Genomic DNA, 21,022 nt, shown 5'->3' with positions numbered 1-21,022 from the left:
CACACCCGATGGCCCGCTTGAGGGGGGCGGGCCATCGGGTGTGCCCGGGTCTTTAGCCTGGTGCGCGCCGGTCCGATCGGACCGATTCGGCGTCGGTCACCGACTCCTGCGACTGCGACGCCTCCCCGGTCGTCTCGCCCGGTTCCCGGACGTTCGGGTCGAGGCGGTCGGCGCGCCTGAACTGCTCGTCGAGCTGCTCGCGCGATGTCGCCGCGTCACTGTGGTGACTGGCGGCTCGCTCCTGCAGCCGCGCGGCCTCGGCGGCCTTGGCCTCGGCCTCGGCCTGCGCGGCACGCGCCCTGGCGGCCGTTTCGTCGGCGAGCGCCTGCCGCCGTTCTACTTGCGCCGACGCGACCTTGGCCTCTTCGCGAATCTCCTCGGCCCGCCGCTGGCGGCGGTGACGCGTCGCTGCGTTCGCCGCGACGATCGCCGCGGCGATCACCAGGACCGCCACGATCACGGCGATCACGATCCAAATAGTGGTGCTCATCAGGGGCTCCGTACGTTTCGTGGGTGGTGTGCTGCGGCCCGTCCGTATCGGGTCCCCATATTCGACAGATATAAAACAAGCCCGGCGTCGGCGGGCTACTTGAAGTCGAGCGCCTCGACGGTCGGGATGGGACCTTCGTGGGTCGGGCGGTCCGCGCCGCCGATGCAGTAGACCGTATTGCCGACCGCCGCCACCGCCGCGGCGTGGCGCGGCGTCGGCATGGGGGTGATGGTGCTCCACTTGCCGGCCGCGATGTCGTACATCTCGACCACGTTCAGCACCATCGTCGGCTCCTCGCCACCGACCACGACGATGCGGCCGTCGAGGTAGGTGGCGCCGTAGCTGCCGCGCGGCGTCGGCATGCCCACCAACCGGGTCCACGTCCCCGCCGCCGGATCGAACCGTTCCAGCGCCGCGGAGTTCTTGTCGGAGGACAGGAACCTGCCGCCGATCGCGTACACGTAGGTCCCGTCCGACACGGCGGCCAGGTGTTCGCGCGGGGTCGGCATGTCGGCGGCGTCGCGCCACGAGCTGCCGTCGAAGACCTCGGTCTGGGGGACGAGTTGCTTGTCGTTCTGGCCGCCGACGACGACGAGCTTGTCACCGGCAGCGGCCGCCGCCGGCGCCGCCCGCGCGTGGATCAGGCTGGGTAGCTCCACCCAGTTGCCGCCGCGCAGCGCGAACACCTTGTTGGAGGCGTCGGCGATGTTGTCGCTGGTGCCGCCGAGCACGACCACCTCGCCGCGGAAGGTCGCCGCCGCGGCGTGGTGCAGCGGGATGGGCAGCGGCGGTCCGGTCGCCCAGGTCGCGGTGCGCGGGTCGTAGCTCTCGACGGTCTGCAGGGTCGCGCCGTTGCGCAGGCCGCCCATCAGCCAGATCTTGTCGCCCTGCACCGCCCAGGCCATCATCAGCCGGGGCGTCGGCGCATCGGGCAGCGAACGCCATTGCGGCGCGGGCTGGATCTGGCGGGCGGGCAGCTTCAGCGTCTCGGCGGTCGCAACCAGCTGGCTGTCCCCGACGGCCGTCGAGCCGCCGATCGCGTACACGGACTTCTCGACCGCGGCAACGGCCATCCCGTGTCGCGCGGTCGCCATGTCCGGCAGCGTGTCCCAGGTCTTCATCATCAGGTCCAACACGGACACGCTCTTGAGCACCCGCCCGGACGACACGCCCCCGACCGCGACCAGGCGCCCATCGGCGATCGCCACGCCCAGGTCACTGCGCGGCTGCGGCAGGGCGGCCAGCGCCGTCCACGTCTTCGCGGCGGGGTCGTAGGCCTCGACCGCGGCCAGGTCCGTGCCCCCGCTGCTGCCGCCCACCGCGTACACCAGCTTCCCGTCCGACGCGGCGGCCAGCAGCTGCCGCGGGGTCGGCAGCGGCGCACCCAGGGTCCACGAGGTGCCGTCGAAGACCTCGGTGGTGTTCAGCAAGGCGCCGTTGGCGTCCACGCCGCCGGTGACGACGAGGCGGTCTCCCGCCACCGCGGCCGCCGCTGCCGCCCGGGGCTGCAACAGGTGCGGCAACTCCACCCAGCGGCTGTTGACCACGCGCCAAACCTGGTCACTGGCAACGTTTTTGCCGTTGTCGGTCTTCCATCCGCCGAGCACGACGGGGTTTCCCTGCCACGTGACCGCCGTCGCGTGCTGCAGCGCCACCGGCAGGTCGTCGCCGCCCTTCCATTCGTCGATGGCGGGGTCGTAGCCCTCGTGCCTGGTGGTCGCGGTGCCGTCGCTGCGAATGCCGCCGAAGACCCAGATCGTGCCGTCGGCCTGGGTGGTCGCGACCGCGTCGCGGGCGACGCGGGCGTTGGTGATCGGTTTCCACGCCGCCGGTGCCGGGGCGCTCGGCGCGCTCGCGGCGGTGTGGTGGTCGTCGTTGGGCCGCAGGCCGAGAAAGACGGCGCCGGCCACCAACGCGGCGACCAGGGCGGCCGCACCGGCGACCAGGCCGATGCGGGTCCGCCGCTTGCCCGGCTCCGCGAACCACTCCTTGATTCGCACCGCCACCGGTTTGCGCCATGGCGGCGGGACTGGCGGCGGTGCCGCGCCGCGACCGGGGTCGGGCGGCGGGCCGTTCGAGCCGCCGCCCGGCGCCTCGGGCTGCGTCGGCGTGCCGTGGCCGGTGCGCAACAGGCCGGCCGCCGCGGAGTATTCGCCCGGATCGGGTCCCGAGGGGGACAGCGGCGCGGTCGGTTTGTCGTGGGCGGGCGACCGCGCTTCCCCGCCGTTGGTGTCCGGGGCGACCGCGGGCCCTCCGGTGATCGCCATCGCATCGGCTTTTAGGCCGTTGAGGCGCTGCGCGGCCTGCAATTCGCGGCCGAACTCCTCGGCCGACGCGGGGCGGTCGGCCGGGTCGAGCGCCATCGCCCGCTCGATCGCCGAGCACACCGCGTCCGGGATTCCGTCGGGGCGCATGTCCGGGACCCCGGTGGTGCTGATCCGCAGATACTGCGCGATCAGGTCTTCGCCCTTCCTGCGCTCGTGGGCGGCGTTGCCGGAGATGAGGGCGTAAATGGTGGCACCCAGCGAGTACATGTCGGCGGCGACCGTGGCGGGGCTGCCGGTCATCACCTCGGGAGCGGTGTAATCGATGGTGCCGGAGAAGAACCCGGTCGCCGTCTCGTAGCCGCCCTCGATGTGGGCGATGCCGAAATCGCTCAGCTGCGGTTCGCCGTAGTCGTTGGTCAGTACGTTCGCCGGCTTGATGTCGCGATGCAGCGTTCCGGCCCGATGCGCGGTTTCCAGTGCGCCGCACAGTTTTACGCCGATTCGCAAGGCTTCGGGCCAGGGCACCGGCCCCTCCCGGCGCAACCGCACCGCCAGCGAATCCGCGGCGTGGTAGGGCATCACGATGAAAGGCCGGTTGCTGGTGGTCACGCCGACCCGCAGGATGTTGACGATGTTCGGATGCCCGGACAGCCCGCCCATCGCGTAGCCCTCGCGCAGGAACCGTTCCCGGCTCTCCTCGTCCATGTGCGACGGCAGCACCTTGACCGCAACGTTTCGACCCAGTGCCGTCTCGTAGCAGCAGTAGATGACGCCGGCGCCGCCCCGGGCCACCTGGCGTGCGTCCTCGAAGCCGGCGGCCGCCAGCTCCGCGGCGATTCCGCCGGCTACCGACGCCACGCCGTCGGACCTGGGTTCTTCGGGCATTCCTCGCCGCTTAACCTCCGGTTAATGGAGCTCAGAGAGCTCAAGAGTAACGCCCGCGACCTCGCCGGCATATCTTTCGGCGCTCTTCGTTATCAAGCCAAGATCTGCAACGGGTTTGGCCCAAGCGATTCGAGCGGGCGCACGCCAGAATGGCCCTATGACGCTGGATCTCAACGGGTACTTCGATCGCATCGGCTTCGGCGGCGCCGCCGAACCGAACCTGGACGTCTTGCGGGCCCTGGTGACCGCCCATACGCGAACGATCCCGTTCGAGAACCTCGATCCACTCACCGGGGTGCCGGTCGACGACCTGAGCCCGGAGGCCCTGACCGACAAGCTCGTTCACCGGCGCCGGGGCGGCTATTGCTACGAGCACAACGGGCTGATGGGTTACGCGCTGCGCGAAATCGGGTTTCGGGTACGGCGATTGGCGGGCCGGGTGGTCTGGATGCAGCCGCCCGACGCGCCGTTCCCGGCGCAGACGCACACGGTGCTGGCGGTGACCTTCCCCGGCTCCCAGGGGACGTATCTCGTCGACGTCGGCTTCGGCGGCCAGACACCGACGTCGCCCCTGCGCATCGAAACCGGCACCGTCCAACAGACGGCGCGCGAGCCGTACCGGCTCGAGGACCGTCGCGACGGGCTGGTCCTGCAGACCCTCATCCGGGACCGCTGGGTGCCGCTGTACGAATTCACCACGCGAACCCAGCCGGACGTCGACCTGTTGGTGGCCAGCTGGTTCGTCTCCACCCACCCCTCGTCGCACTTCGTGACCGGCCTGATGGCGGCGAAGGTCACCGACGACGCCCGACTGAACCTGGCCGGCCGCGACCTAAGCATCCACCGCGCCGGTGGCAGCGAGAAAATCCGCCTGCGGGACGCGGCCGCCGTCGTCGAGACCCTCGCCGAGCGGTTCGGCGTCAACCTGGCGGATCTCGGCGAGCGCGCCGCGTTGGAAGCCCGCCTGGACGAGGTCCTCGACGCCTAATCCCCACGTCACCGGACGTGACGACCGCCATACCGAGGCAAATGCGGCAAATTATAAGGACGTCTATTAATCTTTCCCGACGTGAGTCGGGATCACGGGTCAACCCATACTGTCGGCGTCGCCTCGGGCAACGCTGCCGCTGACGCCGCCGCGACCGGCAAGATCGTGGTGCCCGAGGGTGTGACGCTGACCTCGAATTTCGACCAGAACCGGGCCTCGCTCGGTGACAGCCCGGCGTACCGCTTCCTCGACTACTCGCAGGACCAGGATGGGCGGGTCGTCGAGCTCAGCTGGAACGAGCTGTGGTCTCGGGTCTGCGCGATCGGCGCCCGCCTGCAGCAGGTCACCCAGCCCGGGGATCGGGTGGCGATCCTGGCGCCGCAGGGCCTCGACTACGTGGCGGGCTTCTTCGGCGCCATCCACGCGGGCAACGTCGCGATCCCCCTCTTTGCGCCGACGTTGGCCGGGCACGGCGAGCGGCTGGCGGCGGTGCTGGCCGACGGCCGGCCCGCCGCGGTCCTGACCACGACCGCGGCCGCGGAATCGGTGCGGACGTTCATCCGGACGTTGCCCCCGCAGGAGCGGCCGCGGATGATCGCGGTGGACGCGGTGCCCGCGACCCTCGCCGAAACCTTCACCGACCCCGTCCGGGATACCGACGACCTCGCCTACCTGCAGTACACGTCGGGCTCGACCCGCACGCCGGCCGGGGTGGAGATCACGCACCGCGCCGTCTACACCAACGCGATGCAGATGATCCTGCACGGCGGTCTGAACACCGACGTCCAATGCGTGAGCTGGCTGCCGCTGTATCACGACATGGGACTGATGATGATCGTGTTCACCGCGTATTTCGGGGCGCACGTCACGCTGATGGACCCCATGGCCTTCCTGCGCCGGCCCTACCGATGGATCAAGCAACTGGGCATCGCGGCGACCCGCGGCCGGACGATGGCGGCGGCACCGAACTTCGCGTTCGAGTTGACGGCCCAGCGGGGCCTGCCGCCCCAGGGCGAGGACCTCGACCTCAGCAATGTGGTGTGCCTGCTCAACGGGTCCGAGCCCGTGAGCATGTCGGCCATCGAGCAGTTCACCAAAGCCTTCGCCCCATACGGCCTGCCCGCATCCGTGGTCAAGCCGTCCTACGGCATGGCGGAAGCGACGCTGTCGGTCGCCAGTATCGCCTCGGACGCCGCGGCCAGCGCGATCTCGCTCGACCGGGTGCAGCTCGGCGCCGGCCGTGCGGTGGTCGTCGACCCGACGGACCCCGGAGCGGTTTCCCTCGTCTCGTGCGGCCAGCCGATCCTCGAGCAGTGGGCGGTCATCGCCGACGCGGACGGCGCGGAGGTGCCCGACGGCACGGTGAGCGAAATCTGGTTGCACGGCAACAACGTCGGCCGCGGATACTTCGGCCGCGAGGACGAGACGCGACGGGTGTTCGGCAACAAGCTGCAGTCCCGCCTCGAGGTCGGCAGCCACGCGGAGGGCGCCCCGGACAACGGGTCCTGGCTGGCCACGGGCGACCTCGGCGTCTACGTCGACGGCGAGCTGTACCTGACGGGGCGGATCAAGGACCTCATCATCATCGACGGCCGCAACCACTACCCGCACGACATCGAAACGACCGTGAGCGAAGCCTCGCCGGCCATCCGCACCGGCTACGTCGCGGCGTTTTCCGTTCCCGCCGAGGCGGTTTCAGCCATGACCGGCAGCGGCGGGTCCGGCGAGCAGGTGGTCGTCGTCGCCGAGCGCGCCGCCGGGGCGGGCCGCGACCTGGCGCCGATCGCCGACACGGTGCGGGCGGCGATCTCGCGGCATCACCAGATTCGCGTCGCCGACGTGCGGCTGGTGGCCGCCGGGGCCATCCCCCGCACGACGAGCGGCAAACTCGCCCGCAACGCCTGCCGGGCCGAGTACCTCGACGGGCGTTTCAACCGCTGACCGGCAGCCAGCGCCCGATCCGTCGCAGGGCCTCCTCGATGTCGCCGGTGGGTCCGGCAAACGAGAGCCGGACGAACGAATTGCCGCGGACGGTGTCGAAGTCGATGCCCGGCGCGATGGCAACGCCGGTGTCCGCCAGCAGCTTTGAGCAGAATCCCAGCGAGTCGCCGGTGTGCTCCGAGACGTCGGCGTACACATAGAACGCGCCGTCGGTGGGCGCCAGCCGGTCGACGCCGATCGCGCGCAGCCCGTCGAGCAGCAACGACCGGTTGACCGCGTAGTGGCGCAGATTGCCGTCGGCCTCGGCCGTGGCATCCGGGGTGAACGCCGCCACCGCGGCGATCTGCGACAGCACCGGCGGGCAGATGGTGAAGTTGCCGGTCAGGCAGTCCACCGCGCGGCGCAGCTCGCCCGGCACCAGCAGCCAGCCCAGCCGCCAGCCCGTCATCGCGTAGTACTTCGAAAAGCTGTTGACCACCACCGCATCTCGCGACGTCCGCCAGGCGCAGCTGGTCTGCGGTGCCCCGTCGTAGACCAGGCCGTGGTAGACCTCGTCGCTGATCAGCCGCACCCCGGAGGCCGCGCACCACGACGCGATCGCGGCCAGCTCCGCCGGTGGGATGACCGTCCCGGTGGGATTGGCGGGGCTGGCGACGATGACGCCCTGGATCGGTGGGTCGAGTTCGGCGAGCATCGCGGCAGTGGGCTGGAACCGCGTGTCCGGCCCACACGCGATGTCCACCACCTCACAGCCCAACGCCGACAGGATGTTTCGGTAGCAGGGGTAGCCGGGGCTGGCCAGCGCCACCCGGTCGCCGACGTCGAAGCACGCCAGGAAGGCGAGCAGGAACCCGCCCGACGAGCCGGTGGTCACGACGACCGCGTCGGGCTCCACGTCGAGGCCGTGCTTGCGTCGGTAGTCGGCGGCGATCGCGGCGCGCAGCTCCGGAATGCCCAGCGCGACGGTGTAACCCAGCTGGTTGTCGCGCAGTGCGGCGGCCGCCGCCGCGCGCACCGGCTCGGGGGCGCCGACGCTGGGCTGGCCGGCCGACAAGTTCACCAGGTCGCCGTGGCTGCGCTGGCGCTCGGCGGCGGCCAGCCAGACATCCATCACGTAGAACGGCGGGATGCCGGCGCGCAGTGCGACGTGGTCGGTCACGGCGCGCTGAGCACCTCGGATTCCAGTTGGCGCAGCAGCTCTCGCGGCGAGCCGAGCAGGTGCGCGCTGCCGTGGGCGCGTTTGAAGTACAGGTGCATGTCGTGTTCCCACGTGATCGCGATGCCCCCGTGCAGCTGAATCCCCTCTGCGGCCACGTCTTTCAGGGCCTCGGTGGCGGCCAGGCGCGCGGTGGCGGCGTTGGTGGGCGTGGGGTCGTCGCACGCGTCGGACACCACGGCCTTCGCCGCGGCAACGGTGACATACAGATCGGCCATCCGGTGCTTGAGCGCCTGGAAGCTGCCGATCGGGCGGCCGAATTGCACCCGGCTCTTGGTGTATTCGACGGTCAGCTCCAGGCAACGTTCGGCGGCGCCGAGCTGCTCGGCCGCCAGTAGGATGGCCGCGGTGTGTGCGATGCCGGGGTCGGCCCCGATCTCCTCGGATTCTTCGGGCCTGACCCGGGCCAGCCGGCGGGTGGGGTCCATGGTGGCCACGGGCTGCGCGGTGAAACGGGTCCACCTGTTCAGCCGGTCGCCGTCGGCGGCGACGACGACGTCGGCCACGTCCCCGTTGACCACGTAGTCGGCGTCGAGCACCAGCGCGCCGATCGAACCACCCTCGGCCAGCCCGGCCAGCGTCTCGCCGTCCGGCTCGGCCGCGGCGAGCAACGCCAGCTCCGCCAGCGTCGTACCCAGCAAGGGGGAGGGCACCAGGGCGCGGCCCAGCTCCTGCAGAACCGTTGCCGCGTCGGCCAATTCGCCGCCCGCGCCGCCGAGCTCCTCGGGAATCACGAGCGCGGCCGCGCCGACCTGCTCACAGAGCAGCCGCCACAGCGATTCGTCGTAGCCGCGCTCGGACTCCATCGCGGCGCGCACCGCCGGCGGATCCGCGTGCTTGGCCACCAGGGCCGCGACGGTTTCGCGCAGCAGCTCGCGTTCTTGGTTCATAGCGCCTCCAGCACTCGGCGCCGATGCGCCTCGGGCGTACCCCAGGCCGAGCGTAATGCCTGCACCCGCAGCAGCCACAGCGACAGGTCGTGTTCCTGGGTGAACCCGATCGCGCCGTGGGTTTGCAGCGACGCGCGCGCCGCCAGCAGGGCCGCCTCGGATGCCGCGGCCTTGGCCGCGCCGACGTCGCGCGCCTCGACCGACAGCGCCGCGCCGTACACCAGGGGGCGGGCCAGCTCGATCGCGATGTGCACGTCGGCGAGCTTGTGCTTGATCGCCTGGTAGGAGCCGATCACCCGGCCGAACTGGCTGCGTTGCTTGGCGTAGTCCACGGCGCCGTGCAGCAGCGCCTCGGCGGCGCCGACCAGCTGCGCAGCGGTGGCCAGCGCGCCGAACTCGTAGGCGCGCTGGACGTCGGCCTGCCAGGGCTCGCCGGACGCGGTGACGTCGTAGAGGCGGCGGCTGGGGTCGACGGACTCGTGCTCTGCGCCCGGGGCGGCCTCGCTCACGCCGCTGCCGCCGGCCAGCAGCACCAGCCCGGCCGTTTCGGCGTCGACGGCGCGCGGGGTGTGCGGCGGCATCGCGACGGTGGCGATGAGCTCGCCGGAAGCCAGGCCCGCGCAGCGCTCGTCGTCCGCGAGCAATATCGGTGCCACCGCGATGGATTCGGCGACCGGGCCGGGCACGCACCAGCGGCCGAGGCGCTCGAGCGCGACCACCAGGTCGACGGGCTCGGCGCCGATGCCGTCGAATTTCTCCGGCACGGCCAGCGCGGTGACGCCCACGTTCGCCAGCTGCTCCCACACCTTGCGGCCCGGCGCGGTATCCCCCGCGGACCACGCGCGGATCGTGCCCGGCAGGTCCGCCGCGCCCAGCGCCGCGTCGATGCTGGCCGCGAAGTCGCGCTGCTGTTCGTCTAGTGCGAAGTCCATTACCTTTTCTCCCGGGGCAGACCCAGCAGACGTTCCGAGATGATGTTGCGCTGGATTTCGTTGGTGCCGGCGTAGATCGGGCCGCCCAGGGCGAACAGCAGCCCGTCGGTCCACGGACCGGCCAGCTCGCCGTCGGCGCCGAGGACGTCGAGGGCCGTCTGATGGATGGCCACGTCCAGGTCCGACCAGAACACCTTGGTCACCGACGATTCCGCGCCGAGCTCGCCGCCGGCGGCCAGCCTGGTCACCGTGCCGAACGTCTGCAGCCGGTAGGCCTGAGCCTTGATCCACGCATCGGCGACCCGGTCGGCGAACGCGGCGGGGGACCCGCGGTCCTTCCACAGCTGCACCAATCGTTCGGCCGCCGCCAGGAAGCGGGCCGGGCTGCGCAGCGACATGCCGCGCTCGTTGCTGGACGTGCTCATGGCCGCGCGCCAGCCCTCGTTCGGGGTGCCGATGACGTCCTCGTCGGGAACGAACACGTCGTCGAGGAAGATCTCCCCGAAGCCGGTGTCGCCGCCGAGCTGCACGATGGGCCGAACGGTGACGCCCTTGGCCTTGAGATCGAACATCAGGTAGGTCAGGCCGTTGTGTCGCTCGGCCGCGGGGTCGGAACGGAACAGCCCGAAGCCCATTTCGGCGAACGGCGCCCGCGAGCTCCAGATCTTCTGACCGTTGAGCAACCAGCCGCCGTCGGTTCTGGTGGCGGTGGAGCGCAGCGACGCCAGGTCGCTGCCCGACTCGGGCTCCGACCACGCCTGCGCCCAGATCTGTTCGCCGCTGGCCATTTTCGGCAGGATCCGGTCGAGCTGCTCTTCGGTGCCGTGCGCGAACAGCGTCGGGGCCAGCATGGAGGTTCCGTTCGCGCTGGCCCGGCCGGGTGCGCCGGCGCGAAAGTACTCCTCCTCGAACACCACCCAATGCAGCAGCGGCGCGTCGCGGCCACCGTAGCGCTCCGGCCAGGTGATCACCGACAGGCCGGCGTCGAACAGCACCTTGTCCCAATGCCGGTGCTGGGCAAAGCCTTCGGCGTTGTCGTAGCTCTTGGTCGGGATCTCCCCGGCGTTGGCCGCCAGGAAGTCCCGGACCTCGGCCGCAAAGGCCAGCGTGTCGTCGTCCAATTGCAGGTCCATCAGGCCAGCTCCCGCAGTTGTGGTTTGACCACCTTGCCGCCGGGGTTGCGCGGCAACGCGTCGACGAAGCGCACCGACCGCGGTGCCTTGAAGTTCGCCAAATGCTCTCGGGTGTAAGCGATCACGGATTGCTCGTCGAGCTCGGCGCTCGGCCGGGCCACCACGAACGCGCGGCCGACCTCGCCGAGCCGCTCGTCGGGCACCCCGATCACCGCCACGTCGGCGACCCCTTCCATCCGGGCCAGGACCTGCTCGACCTCGGCCGGGTAGACGTTGAATCCGCCGCAGATGTACATGTCCTTGAGCCGGTCGGTGATGCGCAGGTTGCCGGCCTCGTCGACGGCGCCGATGTCGCCGGTGTGCAGCCAGCCGTCGGCGTCGATGGCTGCGGCCGTCGCGGCCGGGTCGTCGAGGTAGCCCAGCATCACGTTCGGCCCGCGCAGCAGCACCTCACCCGCTTCCCCGGAATCACTTGAGTCGATGCGCAATTCGAAGTCGGCGAAGGGCCGCCCGCAGGTGGTGGCGACGGTGACCGCGTCGTCGTCGGCGCGGCACATCGTGCCCATGCCGTTGGCCTCGGTCAGCCCGTAGGCCGTCAGCACGATGTCGATGTCGAGCTCGGACTGCATGCGTTCGACCAGCACGACCGGCACCGTGGCCGCGCCCGTCACCGCGAACCGCAGGGAGCTCAGGTCGTAGTCGCGCCGCGCCGGATGGTCCAGCAGGGTCTGGTAGATGGTGGGCGGCCCGGGCAGCACGGTGATGCGGTGTTGCTCGATCGCCTGCAGCGCCCGCAGCGGATCGAAGGTCAGGTGGGGGATCAGCGTCGCGCCGGTCTGCAGGCAGGCCAAAATCCCGGCCTTGTAGCCGAAGTTGTGGAAGAACGGGTTGATGCACAGGTACCGGTCGTCGCCGGTGATCTTGCCGTTGGCCGCCCACGACGCCGAGGCGGACAGCGACTGCCGATGCGCACACAGCACGCCTTTGCTGCGACCGGTGGTGCCGGAGGTGAACAGGATGTCGCTGACGTCGTCCGGGGCGACGGCGGCGGCGCGTTCGTCCACCGCATCGAAGTCTGTTCCCTGGGCGATGAAGTCGTCCCACGTCCCGTCGTCGCCCTCGATCGGGATGCGGACGATGTGCCGCAGCGCCGGTAGCGACATGCGGTCCAGGTCGGCGACGCGATCGTTGCCCAGGAACTCGCCCATCCCGAACAGCACGGGCGCCGCCGTGCGCGCCAGGATGTCGGCGGCCTCCTCGGCGGTGTAGCGGGTGTTCAGCGGCACCATCGCGGCCCCGGCGTGGTGAATCGCGAGGCACGCCACCACCCAGTGCCAGGTGTTCGGCGACCAGATCGCGACCCGGTCTTTCGCCCGGACGCCCAGCGCGATGAGCGCGGCCGCCGCCCGGTGCACCTCGGCGCGCAGCGCGGCCGACGTGAAGGACCGCTCGTCGGTGATCAGCGCGTCGTGATCGGGGAGCTGCTGCGCGAGACGATCCAGCGCCGCCGGAATCGTCCGCGAGCGTGCGTGTTTGTACAGCGGCACGCCGTAGCTGCTGGCATTCTGCGCACGCTCGTCGGTGATGGCCCGGCTCCTCCTCACGCGGCTTCACCGCCGCGCTAACAAAGCAAGTGCTTGGTAGGTTAGCCTACAGGGCATGCAGGACGTCGAGGAGTTCCGGGCCGAGGTCCGCCAGTGGCTCGCCGACAATCTGGTCGGTGAATTCGCCGCGCTCAAGGGGCTCGGCGGGCCGGGGCGCGAGCACGAGGCCTTCGAGGAACGCCGCGCGTGGAACCAGCACCTCGCCGAGGCCGGGCTGACCTGCCTGGGGTGGCCCGTCGAGCATGGTGGTCGCGGACTTTCGACCGCGCACCGGGTGGCGTTCTACGAGGAGTATGCGAAGGCGGACGCGCCGGACAAGGTCAACCACTTCGGCGAAGAGCTGCTCGGTCCGACGTTGATCGCGTTCGGCACGCCCGAGCAACAGCAGCGCTTCCTGCCGCGCATCCTCGACGTCACCGAGCTGTGGTGCCAGGGCTATTCGGAACCCGGCGCCGGCAGCGACCTGGCCAACGTCGCGACGACCGCCGAACTCGATGGCGACCAATGGGTGATCAACGGCCAAAAGGTGTGGACGTCGCTGGCGCACTGGGCGCAGTGGTGCTTCGTGGTCGCCCGCACCGAGAAGGGTTCCAAGCGGCACGCCGGGCTGTCGTACCTGCTGGTGCCGCTGGACCAGCCCGGGGTGGAAGTGCGCCCGATCATCCAGCTGACGGGCGACTCGGAATTCAACGAGGTGTTCTTCGACGACGCGCGCACCGACGCGTCGCTGGTGGTCGGCCAGCCCGGCGACGGCTGGCGCGTCGCGATGGGGACGCTGACCTTCGAGCGCGGCGTCTCCACGCTGGGACAGCAAATCCGCTATGCCCGTGAGCTTTCCAATCTGGCCGAGTTCGCGCAGCGCAACGGCGCGGCCGAAGACCCGTTCATCCGCGACCGGCTGACCCGGGCCTGGACCGGCCTGCGCGCGATGCGTTCGTACGCGCTGGCCACCATGGATGTCGAGCAACCCGGCCAGGACAACGTGTCGAAGTTGTTGTGGGCCAACTGGCATCGCGACCTCGGCGAGCTGGCGATGGACGTGATCGGCAAGGCCGGGATGACGCTGACGGGCGGCGAGTTCGACGAGTGGCAGCGGCTGTTCCTGTTCACCCGCGCCGACACCATCTACGGCGGGTCCAACGAGATCCAGCGCAACATCATCGCCGAACGGGTGCTCGGCTTACCCCGAGAAGTTCGTGGATGAGCGCTTGCGCGAAGACATGGGAGGAAGCATGAGCCTGTCCGAAACTCCGAAAGAGGTTGCCGGACACGGCCTCTTGGAAGGCAAGGTGGTCGTCGTGACCGCGGCGGCGGGGACCGGCATCGGTTCGGCGACCGCCCGCCGCGCCCTGGCCGAGGGCGCCGACGTGGTGGTGTCCGATCACCACGAGCGGCGGCTGGGCGAGACCGCCGACGAGCTTTCAGCGCTGGGTCTGGGGCGGGTCGAAAAGGTCGTGTGCGACGTGACGTCCACCGCCCAGATCGATGCCCTCGTCGACTCGACAACCGCGCGCATGGGCCGCCTCGACGTGCTGGTCAACAACGCCGGGCTGGGCGGGCAGACGCCGGTGGTGGACATGACCGACGACGAATGGGACCGCGTGCTGGACGTGACGCTGACGTCGGTGTTCCGGGCCACCCGCGCGGCGCTGCGCTATTTCCGCGAGGCGTCGCACGGCGGCGTCATCGTCAACAACGCCAGCGTGCTGGGCTGGCGCGCCCAGCACTCGCAGTCGCACTACGCCGCCGCCAAGGCGGGTGTGATGGCGCTGACCCGTTGCAGCGCAATCGAAGCCGTCGAGTACGGGGTACGCATCAACGCGGTCTCGCCGAGCATCGCGCGGCACAAGTTCCTCGACAAGACGACCTCGGCCGACCTGCTGGACCGGCTGTCGGCCGGCGAGGCGTTCGGGCGGGCCGCCGAGCCCTGGGAAATCGCGTCCACCATCGCGTTTTTGGCCAGCGACTACTCGAGTTACCTGACCGGCGAAGTGATTTCGGTCTCCAGCCAGCATCCGTGAGCCGTTAGGGCAACATCCGGCTGAGGCCGAACATGCCGGACGAACCGGTGATCGCGTTGAAGAAGCCCGACGCGTATCCGCTGACGGCGGTGCCGAGGAGGCCGTTGTTCGGGTCCGGGACGATGTTGTTCCCGATGCCGGAGACCTGGTAGTCGAAGACCGACCCGCCGGTGACCTTGTTGAAGAACCCCGACACCTCGCCATTGAAGCCCGTGCCGCCGCTGGCCGTGTTGAAGAAGCCCGAGATGTCTTCGCCGACATTGCCGACGCCGGAGTTGGAAAGGCCCGAGTAGGTGGTGAAGCCGACGCCGGTGTTCGTGCTCCCCGCATTCCACATCCCGGTGTTGACGAAGCCCGAATTCCCGTCGCCCGTGTTGACGCCGCCCGAGTTCCAGTTCCCCGTGTTGTCGACGCCCGCGTTGCCCATGCCGGTGTTCTGGGCGCCCGAGTTCCCGAAGCCTGTGTTGAACTCCCACGAGTTCCCGAAGCCGTTGTTTCCGAGGCCGGAGTTCCCGAAGCCGATGTTGTTGCTGCCGGAGTTCCCGAAGCCGATGTCGTTGATGTGGCCCAGCGGATTTATCGTGTTGGCTCCCGTGTTGAAGATGCCGACGTTGCCGGTACCGGAGTTGAAGAAACCGATGTTGCCGGCGCCCGAGTTCCCGATGCCGATGTTGCCGGCGCCGGAGTTCAGTCCGCCGAAGCTGAACTGGTTGGTCGCGGTGTTGAAATAGGTGTTGCCGATGCCGATCTCGTTGTTTCCGGTGAGCCCGAAGCCGATGTTGTTGTTGCCGGCGTTCCCGCCGCCGATGTTGTTGTTGCCGAAGTTGCCCCCACCGCGGTTACCGATGCCGTAGTTGCCGAAGCCGACGTTGTTGTCGCCGTTGTTGCCCATCCCGACGTTTTGCCCTGTGGTGGGGCTGAAGCCGGCGTTGCCGAAGCCGATGTTTCCGAATCCGGCGTTCCCCGAGCCGAAGTTGCGATTACCGGTGTTCCCGTCGCCGACGTTGTGGTTGCCGGCGTTCCCGCCGCCCAGGTTGGAGCTGCCGGTGTTCCCGTTGCCGGCGTTGCCGCTGCCGGTGTTGCCGCCGCCCAGGTTGGCGCTGCCGAGGTTGCCGAGGCCCAGGTTGGGCAGGCCGGCCAGCAGGTCCTGCAGCGACGCCGCGGGCGCTAGCTGCGCGGCCGCCGCCGACGCCCCACCGTGGTAGCCCACCATCGCCGCGACGTCCTGGGCCCACATCGCCTCGTAGTCACCCTCGAGCTGGGCGATCGCCGGCGCGTTGAAGCCGAACCAGTTCGACATCACCATCTGCACCAGCGAATTGCGGTTCAGCTCGACCATGAACGGGTGCACCGTCGCCGCCTGCGCCGCCTCAAACGCGCTGATCACCGCGCGGGCCTGCCCGGCCGCCGTAGCCGCCTGGGACGCCGCCGCGCTCAACCAGCCGCTATAGGGCACCGCCGCCGCCGTCATCGCCTGGGCGGCCGGGCCCTGCCAGGCCTGACCCGCCAATCCCGACGTCACCGACGCGAACGACGACGCCGCCGAACCCAGCTCGGAGGCCAACCCTTCCCAGGCGGCCGCGGCTTCCAGCATGGGAGCCGAACCCGCGCCAGCAAAGATCAATGCCGAATTCAACTCCGGGGGCAACACCAAAAAGCTCACGACCGTAGCCTCCTAGCTGTCCAGCCCGCCGCCCCGGCGAGCTTTAGTTGATGTGGGACACTGTTTGTTTGGTGGCCGATGCCGTCGCCGCGCTTGGCTGTGCGCACACGAATGACGCGGCTCCTCGATCGGCTACCGCCTTCCTGCTGACGCCACAGCAAACCGCCACGGTGGGTAGGGTACGTCGCGGCGGCCGAAAGCGGACGTTTTCGCGGAAATGTTTCACCGGGACCTACGCGGCCGCTGCATTGGCCGAGCAAGCGCTTGGTTGATACCCTGATCGAGTGGACCGAGTGGCCGGTCAGGCAAACAGTCGCCGAGACGAGTTGTTAGAGCTCGCCGCGACGATGTTCGCCGAGCGCGGATTGCGCGCCACCACGGTACGGGACATCGCGGACGGGGCCGGCATCCTGTCCGGCAGCCTGTATCACCATTTCTCCTCCAAGGAGGAGATGGTCGACGAGCTGCTGCGCGGCTTCCTGGACTGGTTGTTCGCGCGCTACCGGGAGATCGTCGACAGCGAGTCCAATCCGCTGGAGCGGCTCAAGGGCCTGTTCATGGCGTCGTTCGAGGCGATCGAGGATCGGCACGCCCAGGTCGTCATCTACCAGGACGAGGCCAAGCGGCTGCTGTCGCAACCCCGGTTCTCCTACATCGAGGACATGAACCGACAGCAGCGAAAGATGTGGGTCGAGGTGCTCAATCAGGGCGTCGACGAGGGTTACTTCCGGCCCGACCTCGACGTCGACCTCGTCTACCGTTTCATCCGCGACACCACCTGGGTGTCGGTGCGCTGGTATCAGCCCGGCGGACCGCTCACCGCACAGCAGGTGGGGCGGCAATATCTCGCCATCGTGCTTGGCGGCATTACCAAAGGAGCCTGAAAGATGGCTTGTGTCGGCGACGACGCAGAACGAAGTGATGAGGAGGAGCGACACTATGGCTGAGGCGTACGTCATTGACGCTGTCCGCACCGCGGTTGGCAAGCGCAACGGTGCCCTGGCCGGGGTACACCCGGTCGACCTCGGGGCTTACGGCTGGCGCGGACTGCTCGACCGCGTCGACGTCGACCCCGCCGCCGTGGACGACGTGATCGCCGGTTGCGTCGACGCCATCGGGGCGCAGGCGGGCAACATCGCCCGGCTCTCCTGGCTGGCCGCCGGCTATCCCGAAGAAGTTCCCGGCGTCACCGTGGACCGGCAATGCGGATCCAGCCAGCAGGCCATTTCCTTTGGCGCGCAGGCGATCATGTCCGGCACGGCCGACCTGATCGTGGCCGGCGGCGTGCAGAACATGAGCCAGATCCCGATCTCGTCGGCGATGACCGTCGGCGAGCAGTTCGGGTTCACGTCACCGACCAACGAGTCCAAGCAGTGGCTGCACCGCTACGGCGACCAGGAAATCTCGCAATTCCGCGGCTCGGAGCTGATCGCCGAAAAGTGGAACCTGTCCCGCGAAGAGATGGAGCAGTACGCGCTGACCAGCCACGAGCGCGCCTTTGCGGCGATCCGCGGCGGACACTTCGACAACGAAATCATTACTGTGGAAACTGAATCCGGGCCGTTCCGGGTCGACGAGGGCCCCCGCGAGTCGTCGCTGGAGAAGATGGCCGGCCTGAAGACCCTGGTCGACGGTGGCCGGCTGACGGCGGCGATGGCCAGTCAGATCTCCGACGGCGCTAGCGCGGTGCTGTTGGCTTCCGAGCGGGCCGTCAAGGACCACAAGCTGACGCCGCGGGCGCGCATCCACCACATCAGCGCCCGCGCCGCCGACCCGGTGTTCATGCTGACCGGCCCCATCCCCGCCACCCGGCACGCCCTGGACAAGACCGGGCTGTCCATCGGCGACATCGACACCGTCGAGATCAACGAGGCCTTTGCGCCGGTCGTGATGGCCTGGCTCAAGGAGATCAAGGCGGACCCGGAGAAGGTCAACCCCAACGGCGGCGCGATCGCCCTCGGCCATCCCCTCGGCGCCACCGGGGCCAAGCTGTTCACCACGATGCTCAACGAGCTCGAACGCATCGGCGGCCGCTACGGCTTGCAGACGATGTGCGAGGGCGGCGGCACCGCGAACGTCACGATCATCGAGCGGCTGTAACCCCCGTTCCGCCCGAGCCTCTACCGCCCAGCGTGCGTGTTTGTACGCCGACACGCCGCAGATCGCGTACAACTGTGCACGCTCGGCGCGGCGGGCGAGTGATCAGCCGCGTGCCGGATCGAACTCGAGCACTTGGGTGAGCCGAATGTTGTTGCCGGAGGGGTCGCGGAAGGACGTGTCGATACCGTAGGCCTGCGGCGTGGGGGGATCGTTGAATGTCACTCCGCGAGCGGACAATTCGTCGTAAGCGGCTTGGCAGTCGTCGGTCTCGAGGAACAAGGTGCCACCGGCTCCCTTGGCCACCAGCTCGGCCAGTTGCGCGCTGGCCGCGGCGTCGAGCATCGGCGGCCCGGGAACGGGCATCAGCACCAGCCCGATGTCGTCCTGCTCGACGGGCCCGACGCATAGCCACCGGAAATTCCAGGCCGGCATCGTCACGTCGGCCCGGACTTCCCAACCGAGCGTTTTGGTGTAGAACTGAAGCGCCGCCTCTTGGTCGTGCACCCAGAACTGCGCGTTGGCAATCTTAAGCATCGGTTCTCCTGACTTCGTTGCGTTGCGTTGACGCTACGGACGACGCGGGTTCGTCGTCTTCTCGAAACGTGCGGTTTTGCGGGCGCCCGTAGGCCAGCGCGACGCAGCGCGGAATTCGTACGTGACGCTCCGCGGGCGGGAAGCTCGCCCGGTACCGCTGTGGCGTCACGCCGAATATCCGGCGGAAGCTCGTGGTGAACGAGCCGATGCTTTCCCAACCCACAGCGATGCAAACGGCGGCCACCGTCCAGTCGGTCGCGCGGAGCAACGCGGCCGCGCGTTCCAGCCGCCGCGTCAGCAGGTATTGGTGGGGCGACTCGCCGAACGTCTGCTTGAAGCGTCGGCTGAAGTGCGCCGGGGACAGGCCTGCGGCTGCCGCCAGGTCGGCGACGAAAAGCGGCTCGTAGTAACGCGCGTCAACGAGGTCTTTGGCCCGAAGCAGGTGCCGGGCCGCCGGTGCAGATGCCACCCCCACAGTCTGCCCGCCCTTAAGGGGCCCCCAGCACCAGCGCAATCCCGCCGAGCGCCAGCAGCCAACTCGTGAAGCTGCCCACAAGGAAGTACTCGGTCACCTCGTCGATGCCGACATCCCCGTTGCGGTTCTTCTGGGCGCTCAGCTCGGGGAAACGGATGATGCCCTTGGCGGCGACGACGGCGCTGGCGGCGGCCACCTGGCCACCGACGCCCAGGCTAAGGATCAGCAGCCGTTCCATCGGGCCCAGCAGCCGACCGCCCTTGAGCCGGTCCGACGGCTGCGGCTCCCCGGCCGGGCGCACCGCACCCACCGAGCCAAGCACCAGGCGCACCAACTGATTTCCGGTGGCGAACTGCATCAGCACCACCCCGAGGATCATCAGCAGCCGCGTGGGCGTGACGTGGCTCAGCGGCAGCTGCACCCACGCCGACCATCGCCCGATGACGCCGCCGACCGCCGACGACCAGCCGGACAGGTCGATCAGCAGCACCAGCGCCGCGGTGAACACGGCCAACGGGGCCGCCTGCTGGCGGCCGCTGCGCTCGCTGCGCAGGCAGAGCCACTCCCAGACGACCGCGGCGGCGGCCGCCACCGCGAGCAGCGGGATGTCGCCGCGATGCCACAGCGCGCCCAGCGCCGCGCACGCGACCACCACGACCGGTCCGGCCGCCAGCGACGGCCACGCCGCGCGGACCGCGCGCCGGCACAGGTCGGCGATTCCGACCGCGAGCAGCAGGACCGCCACGGCGCTCACGGCAGACCCCGAAGATCTTGAGCGGCAACGACAATCAGGTCCAGACCGTCGCGGGCCGCGCGCTGGGACACCGCGGACGGGCTGATGCCCTCTGCCGCGGCGAGTTCCTTTTTGGTCCGGCCGGTCATCAAGCCCCTCAGAATCCGCAACGATCTTTCATCGAGCGATCCAAGCAGATGGTCCCGACAAATCAGGGCCGCGTTGACGGCACCGACGTCGGCGCGCGTGTCCGCGTCCGCCCGGAACGTCGTGCGCACCAGGGTGAAGCCGGGCTGCCGCTGGGTCTCTGCCGTCTGCTGGATGGCCTCACGGGCGGTCCACCAGCCCGGCCCGTCCTGGATTCCGGCCTCGGCGTCCAGGACGGTGACCGTGCCCCAGCCGATGCCGAAACGGACGTCGATCTCCGGGGCGAGCAGCAGCCGGATGGTCATCGCGGCGTCGATGGCGGCGCCGAGCGTGGCGTAGCTGCCCTGGAACTCGTCGCCGACGGTGAAGGCGGGCGGGTCGATCGCGCCGGCCGCGGCCTCGTGCAGCGCGGCCGCCACGCGCCGGTGCAGCGCGGGACGGTCGCCGGTCCGCCGGGACCCCACCACGTCGCCGATCACCGTGGCGCGCAGTGAAGGATCAGCCTTCACCCGAAGCATATGAAGATTATAGCTTAATTCCTGACCAAATTAGACGTCAGCTTAATTCGCTGGACAATCCTCGACCCTGAGGTACTGCCCGATGCCGACCCGCTGGAAGGTGCGGCGCCGCCGGTCCGACAACAGCGGCAGAGCCGTCGCCGCATCGACGATCGCCGGCCGCGTCACGTCGTAACTCTCGCCGTGGACCGCGATCGTCGCCCGGCCCGCCGTGAGCACGTTTTGTAACCAGTCGACCCGCGTGCCGTAGGGCAGCGGAATGATGAAGCCGCCGGCCACGCGTTCGGCGACGACGGGCGTCGCGTACTGCTTGCCCGAGCGCCGCCCGGTGTGCCGGATCGCGGCTGCGTACCAATGCCTGTGGCCGGCCAGCCGCAGCATCACCGGGTTGAGCAGGTGCCTGTTGGAGGCGCGGATCGCGTTCAACAGCGGGGTGGGCCAGGAGCCCGGGGCCAGCGTCATCACCCGTCCAGGATGATGCCCCG

General features: G+C 69.5%; 19 protein-coding genes. 6 read left to right on the top strand and 13 right to left on the bottom strand.

Features of this window, described 5'->3' with window-relative positions; all coding sequences use genetic code 11:
• Window positions 1-52 precede the first annotated feature (52 nt).
• Complete coding sequence (locus tag A5673_RS11195; protein WP_068231411.1) at window positions 53-490, bottom strand: hypothetical protein; 438 nt, start codon at window positions 488-490, stop codon at window positions 53-55.
• 95 nt (window positions 491-585) lie between these two features.
• On the bottom strand, window positions 586-3,642 hold the full coding sequence (locus tag A5673_RS11190) for a serine/threonine-protein kinase (protein WP_068231408.1): 3,057 nt from the start codon (window positions 3,640-3,642) through the stop codon (window positions 586-588).
• Window positions 3,643-3,799: 157 nt separating this feature from the next.
• On the opposite strand from A5673_RS11190, the gene A5673_RS11185 reads away from it, so the two are divergent.
• Both A5673_RS11185 and A5673_RS11180 read left to right on the top strand, forming a co-directional pair.
• Window positions 3,800-4,630 carry an arylamine N-acetyltransferase gene (locus A5673_RS11185; protein ID WP_068231406.1) on the top strand — a complete coding sequence of 277 codons (831 nt, stop codon included), beginning with the start codon at window positions 3,800-3,802 and terminating at the stop codon, window positions 4,628-4,630.
• 81 nt (window positions 4,631-4,711) lie between these two features.
• Window positions 4,712-6,571 (top strand): fatty acyl-AMP ligase, encoded by a 1,860-nt coding sequence (locus tag A5673_RS11180; RefSeq protein WP_068231404.1) that lies wholly within the window; start codon window positions 4,712-4,714, stop codon window positions 6,569-6,571.
• Here A5673_RS11180 and A5673_RS11175 read toward each other — a convergent pair.
• The 5 genes from A5673_RS11175 to fadD3 are packed head-to-tail and all read right to left on the bottom strand — an operon-like array spanning window position 6,561 to window position 12,283.
• Window positions 6,561-7,730: a pyridoxal phosphate-dependent aminotransferase gene (locus A5673_RS11175; RefSeq protein WP_068231402.1), complete on the bottom strand. Its 1,170-nt coding sequence runs from the start codon at window positions 7,728-7,730 to the stop codon at window positions 6,561-6,563. The genes A5673_RS11180 and A5673_RS11175 overlap by 11 nt on opposite strands.
• The gene (locus tag A5673_RS11170) at window positions 7,727-8,677 is read right to left on the bottom strand and encodes an acyl-CoA dehydrogenase family protein (protein ID WP_068231399.1); all 951 of its coding nucleotides are present in this window, start codon (window positions 8,675-8,677) and stop codon (window positions 7,727-7,729) included. Before A5673_RS11170 ends, A5673_RS11175 begins: the two co-directional genes overlap by 4 nt.
• Entirely contained in the window at window positions 8,674-9,609 is a 936-nt protein-coding gene (locus A5673_RS11165; RefSeq protein ID WP_068231396.1) for an acyl-CoA dehydrogenase family protein, read from the bottom strand. Before A5673_RS11165 ends, A5673_RS11170 begins: the two co-directional genes overlap by 4 nt.
• Window positions 9,609-10,742, bottom strand: a complete 1,134-nt coding sequence (locus tag A5673_RS11160) for an acyl-CoA dehydrogenase family protein (RefSeq protein WP_068231393.1) — start codon at window positions 10,740-10,742, stop codon at window positions 9,609-9,611. Before A5673_RS11160 ends, A5673_RS11165 begins: the two co-directional genes overlap by 1 nt.
• Window positions 10,742-12,283 carry a 3-((3aS,4S,7aS)-7a-methyl-1,5-dioxo-octahydro-1H-inden-4-yl)propanoate--CoA ligase FadD3 gene (gene fadD3, locus A5673_RS11155; protein WP_068231473.1) on the bottom strand — a complete coding sequence of 514 codons (1,542 nt, stop codon included), beginning with the start codon at window positions 12,281-12,283 and terminating at the stop codon, window positions 10,742-10,744. The genes A5673_RS11160 and fadD3 overlap by 1 nt, the downstream gene beginning before the upstream one ends.
• Before the next feature lie 118 nt (window positions 12,284-12,401).
• Here fadD3 and ipdE1 point away from each other — a divergent pair, with 118 nt between their 5' ends.
• Window positions 12,402-13,550: an acyl-CoA dehydrogenase IpdE1 gene (gene ipdE1 / locus A5673_RS11150; RefSeq protein WP_068231391.1), complete on the top strand. Its 1,149-nt coding sequence runs from the start codon at window positions 12,402-12,404 to the stop codon at window positions 13,548-13,550.
• A gap of 28 nt (window positions 13,551-13,578) precedes the next feature.
• A complete protein-coding gene (gene ipdF, locus A5673_RS11145) occupies window positions 13,579-14,367 on the top strand; it encodes a (5R,7aS)-5-hydroxy-7a-methyl-1-oxo-2,3,5,6,7,7a-hexahydro-1H-indene-carboxyl-CoA reductase (protein ID WP_068231388.1) in 789 nt (262 codons plus the stop codon).
• Between the two features lie 4 nt (window positions 14,368-14,371).
• Here the strand turns inward: ipdF and A5673_RS11140 are convergent, their stop codons facing one another.
• Entirely contained in the window at window positions 14,372-16,030 is a 1,659-nt protein-coding gene (locus tag A5673_RS11140; RefSeq protein ID WP_068231386.1) for a PPE family protein, read from the bottom strand.
• 284 nt (window positions 16,031-16,314) lie between these two features.
• Here A5673_RS11140 and kstR2 point away from each other — a divergent pair, with 284 nt between their 5' ends.
• Together kstR2 and fadA6 are read left to right on the top strand one after the other, a co-directional pair.
• A complete protein-coding gene (kstR2, locus tag A5673_RS11135; RefSeq protein ID WP_068231384.1) occupies window positions 16,315-16,914 on the top strand; it encodes a TetR family transcriptional regulator KstR2 in 600 nt (199 codons plus the stop codon).
• Between the two features lie 55 nt (window positions 16,915-16,969).
• The gene (fadA6, locus tag A5673_RS11130) at window positions 16,970-18,130 is read left to right on the top strand and encodes a steroid 3-ketoacyl-CoA thiolase FadA6 (protein WP_068231382.1); all 1,161 of its coding nucleotides are present in this window, start codon (window positions 16,970-16,972) and stop codon (window positions 18,128-18,130) included.
• A 102-nt stretch (window positions 18,131-18,232) separates the two neighbouring features.
• Here fadA6 and A5673_RS11125 read toward each other — a convergent pair whose 3' ends face one another.
• Genes A5673_RS11125 through A5673_RS11105 form a run of 5 tightly spaced genes read right to left on the bottom strand, consistent with a single transcriptional unit; the run spans window position 18,233 to window position 20,999 of the window.
• Window positions 18,233-18,664: a VOC family protein gene (locus A5673_RS11125; RefSeq protein WP_068231380.1), complete on the bottom strand. Its 432-nt coding sequence runs from the start codon at window positions 18,662-18,664 to the stop codon at window positions 18,233-18,235.
• Window positions 18,657-19,133, bottom strand: a complete 477-nt coding sequence (locus A5673_RS11120) for a helix-turn-helix transcriptional regulator (protein WP_068231470.1) — start codon at window positions 19,131-19,133, stop codon at window positions 18,657-18,659. Before A5673_RS11120 ends, A5673_RS11125 begins: the two co-directional genes overlap by 8 nt.
• Before the next feature lie 19 nt (window positions 19,134-19,152).
• Window positions 19,153-19,893: a hypothetical protein gene (locus tag A5673_RS11115; protein WP_068231377.1), complete on the bottom strand. Its 741-nt coding sequence runs from the start codon at window positions 19,891-19,893 to the stop codon at window positions 19,153-19,155.
• Window positions 19,890-20,537 carry a SatD family protein gene (locus A5673_RS11110; protein WP_068231374.1) on the bottom strand — a complete coding sequence of 216 codons (648 nt, stop codon included), beginning with the start codon at window positions 20,535-20,537 and terminating at the stop codon, window positions 19,890-19,892. The genes A5673_RS11115 and A5673_RS11110 overlap by 4 nt, the downstream gene beginning before the upstream one ends.
• 42 nt (window positions 20,538-20,579) lie before the next feature.
• Entirely contained in the window at window positions 20,580-20,999 is a 420-nt protein-coding gene (locus A5673_RS11105) for a nitroreductase (protein ID WP_068231371.1), read from the bottom strand.
• Window positions 21,000-21,022 lie beyond the last annotated feature (23 nt).

The organism is Mycobacterium sp. E3198, assembly GCF_001667015.1.
GTDB lineage: Bacteria > Actinomycetota > Actinomycetes > Mycobacteriales > Mycobacteriaceae > Mycobacterium.
The sequence above is the reverse complement of the archived record's forward strand: the minus strand, read 5'-3'. Positions and strand labels throughout refer to the sequence as shown.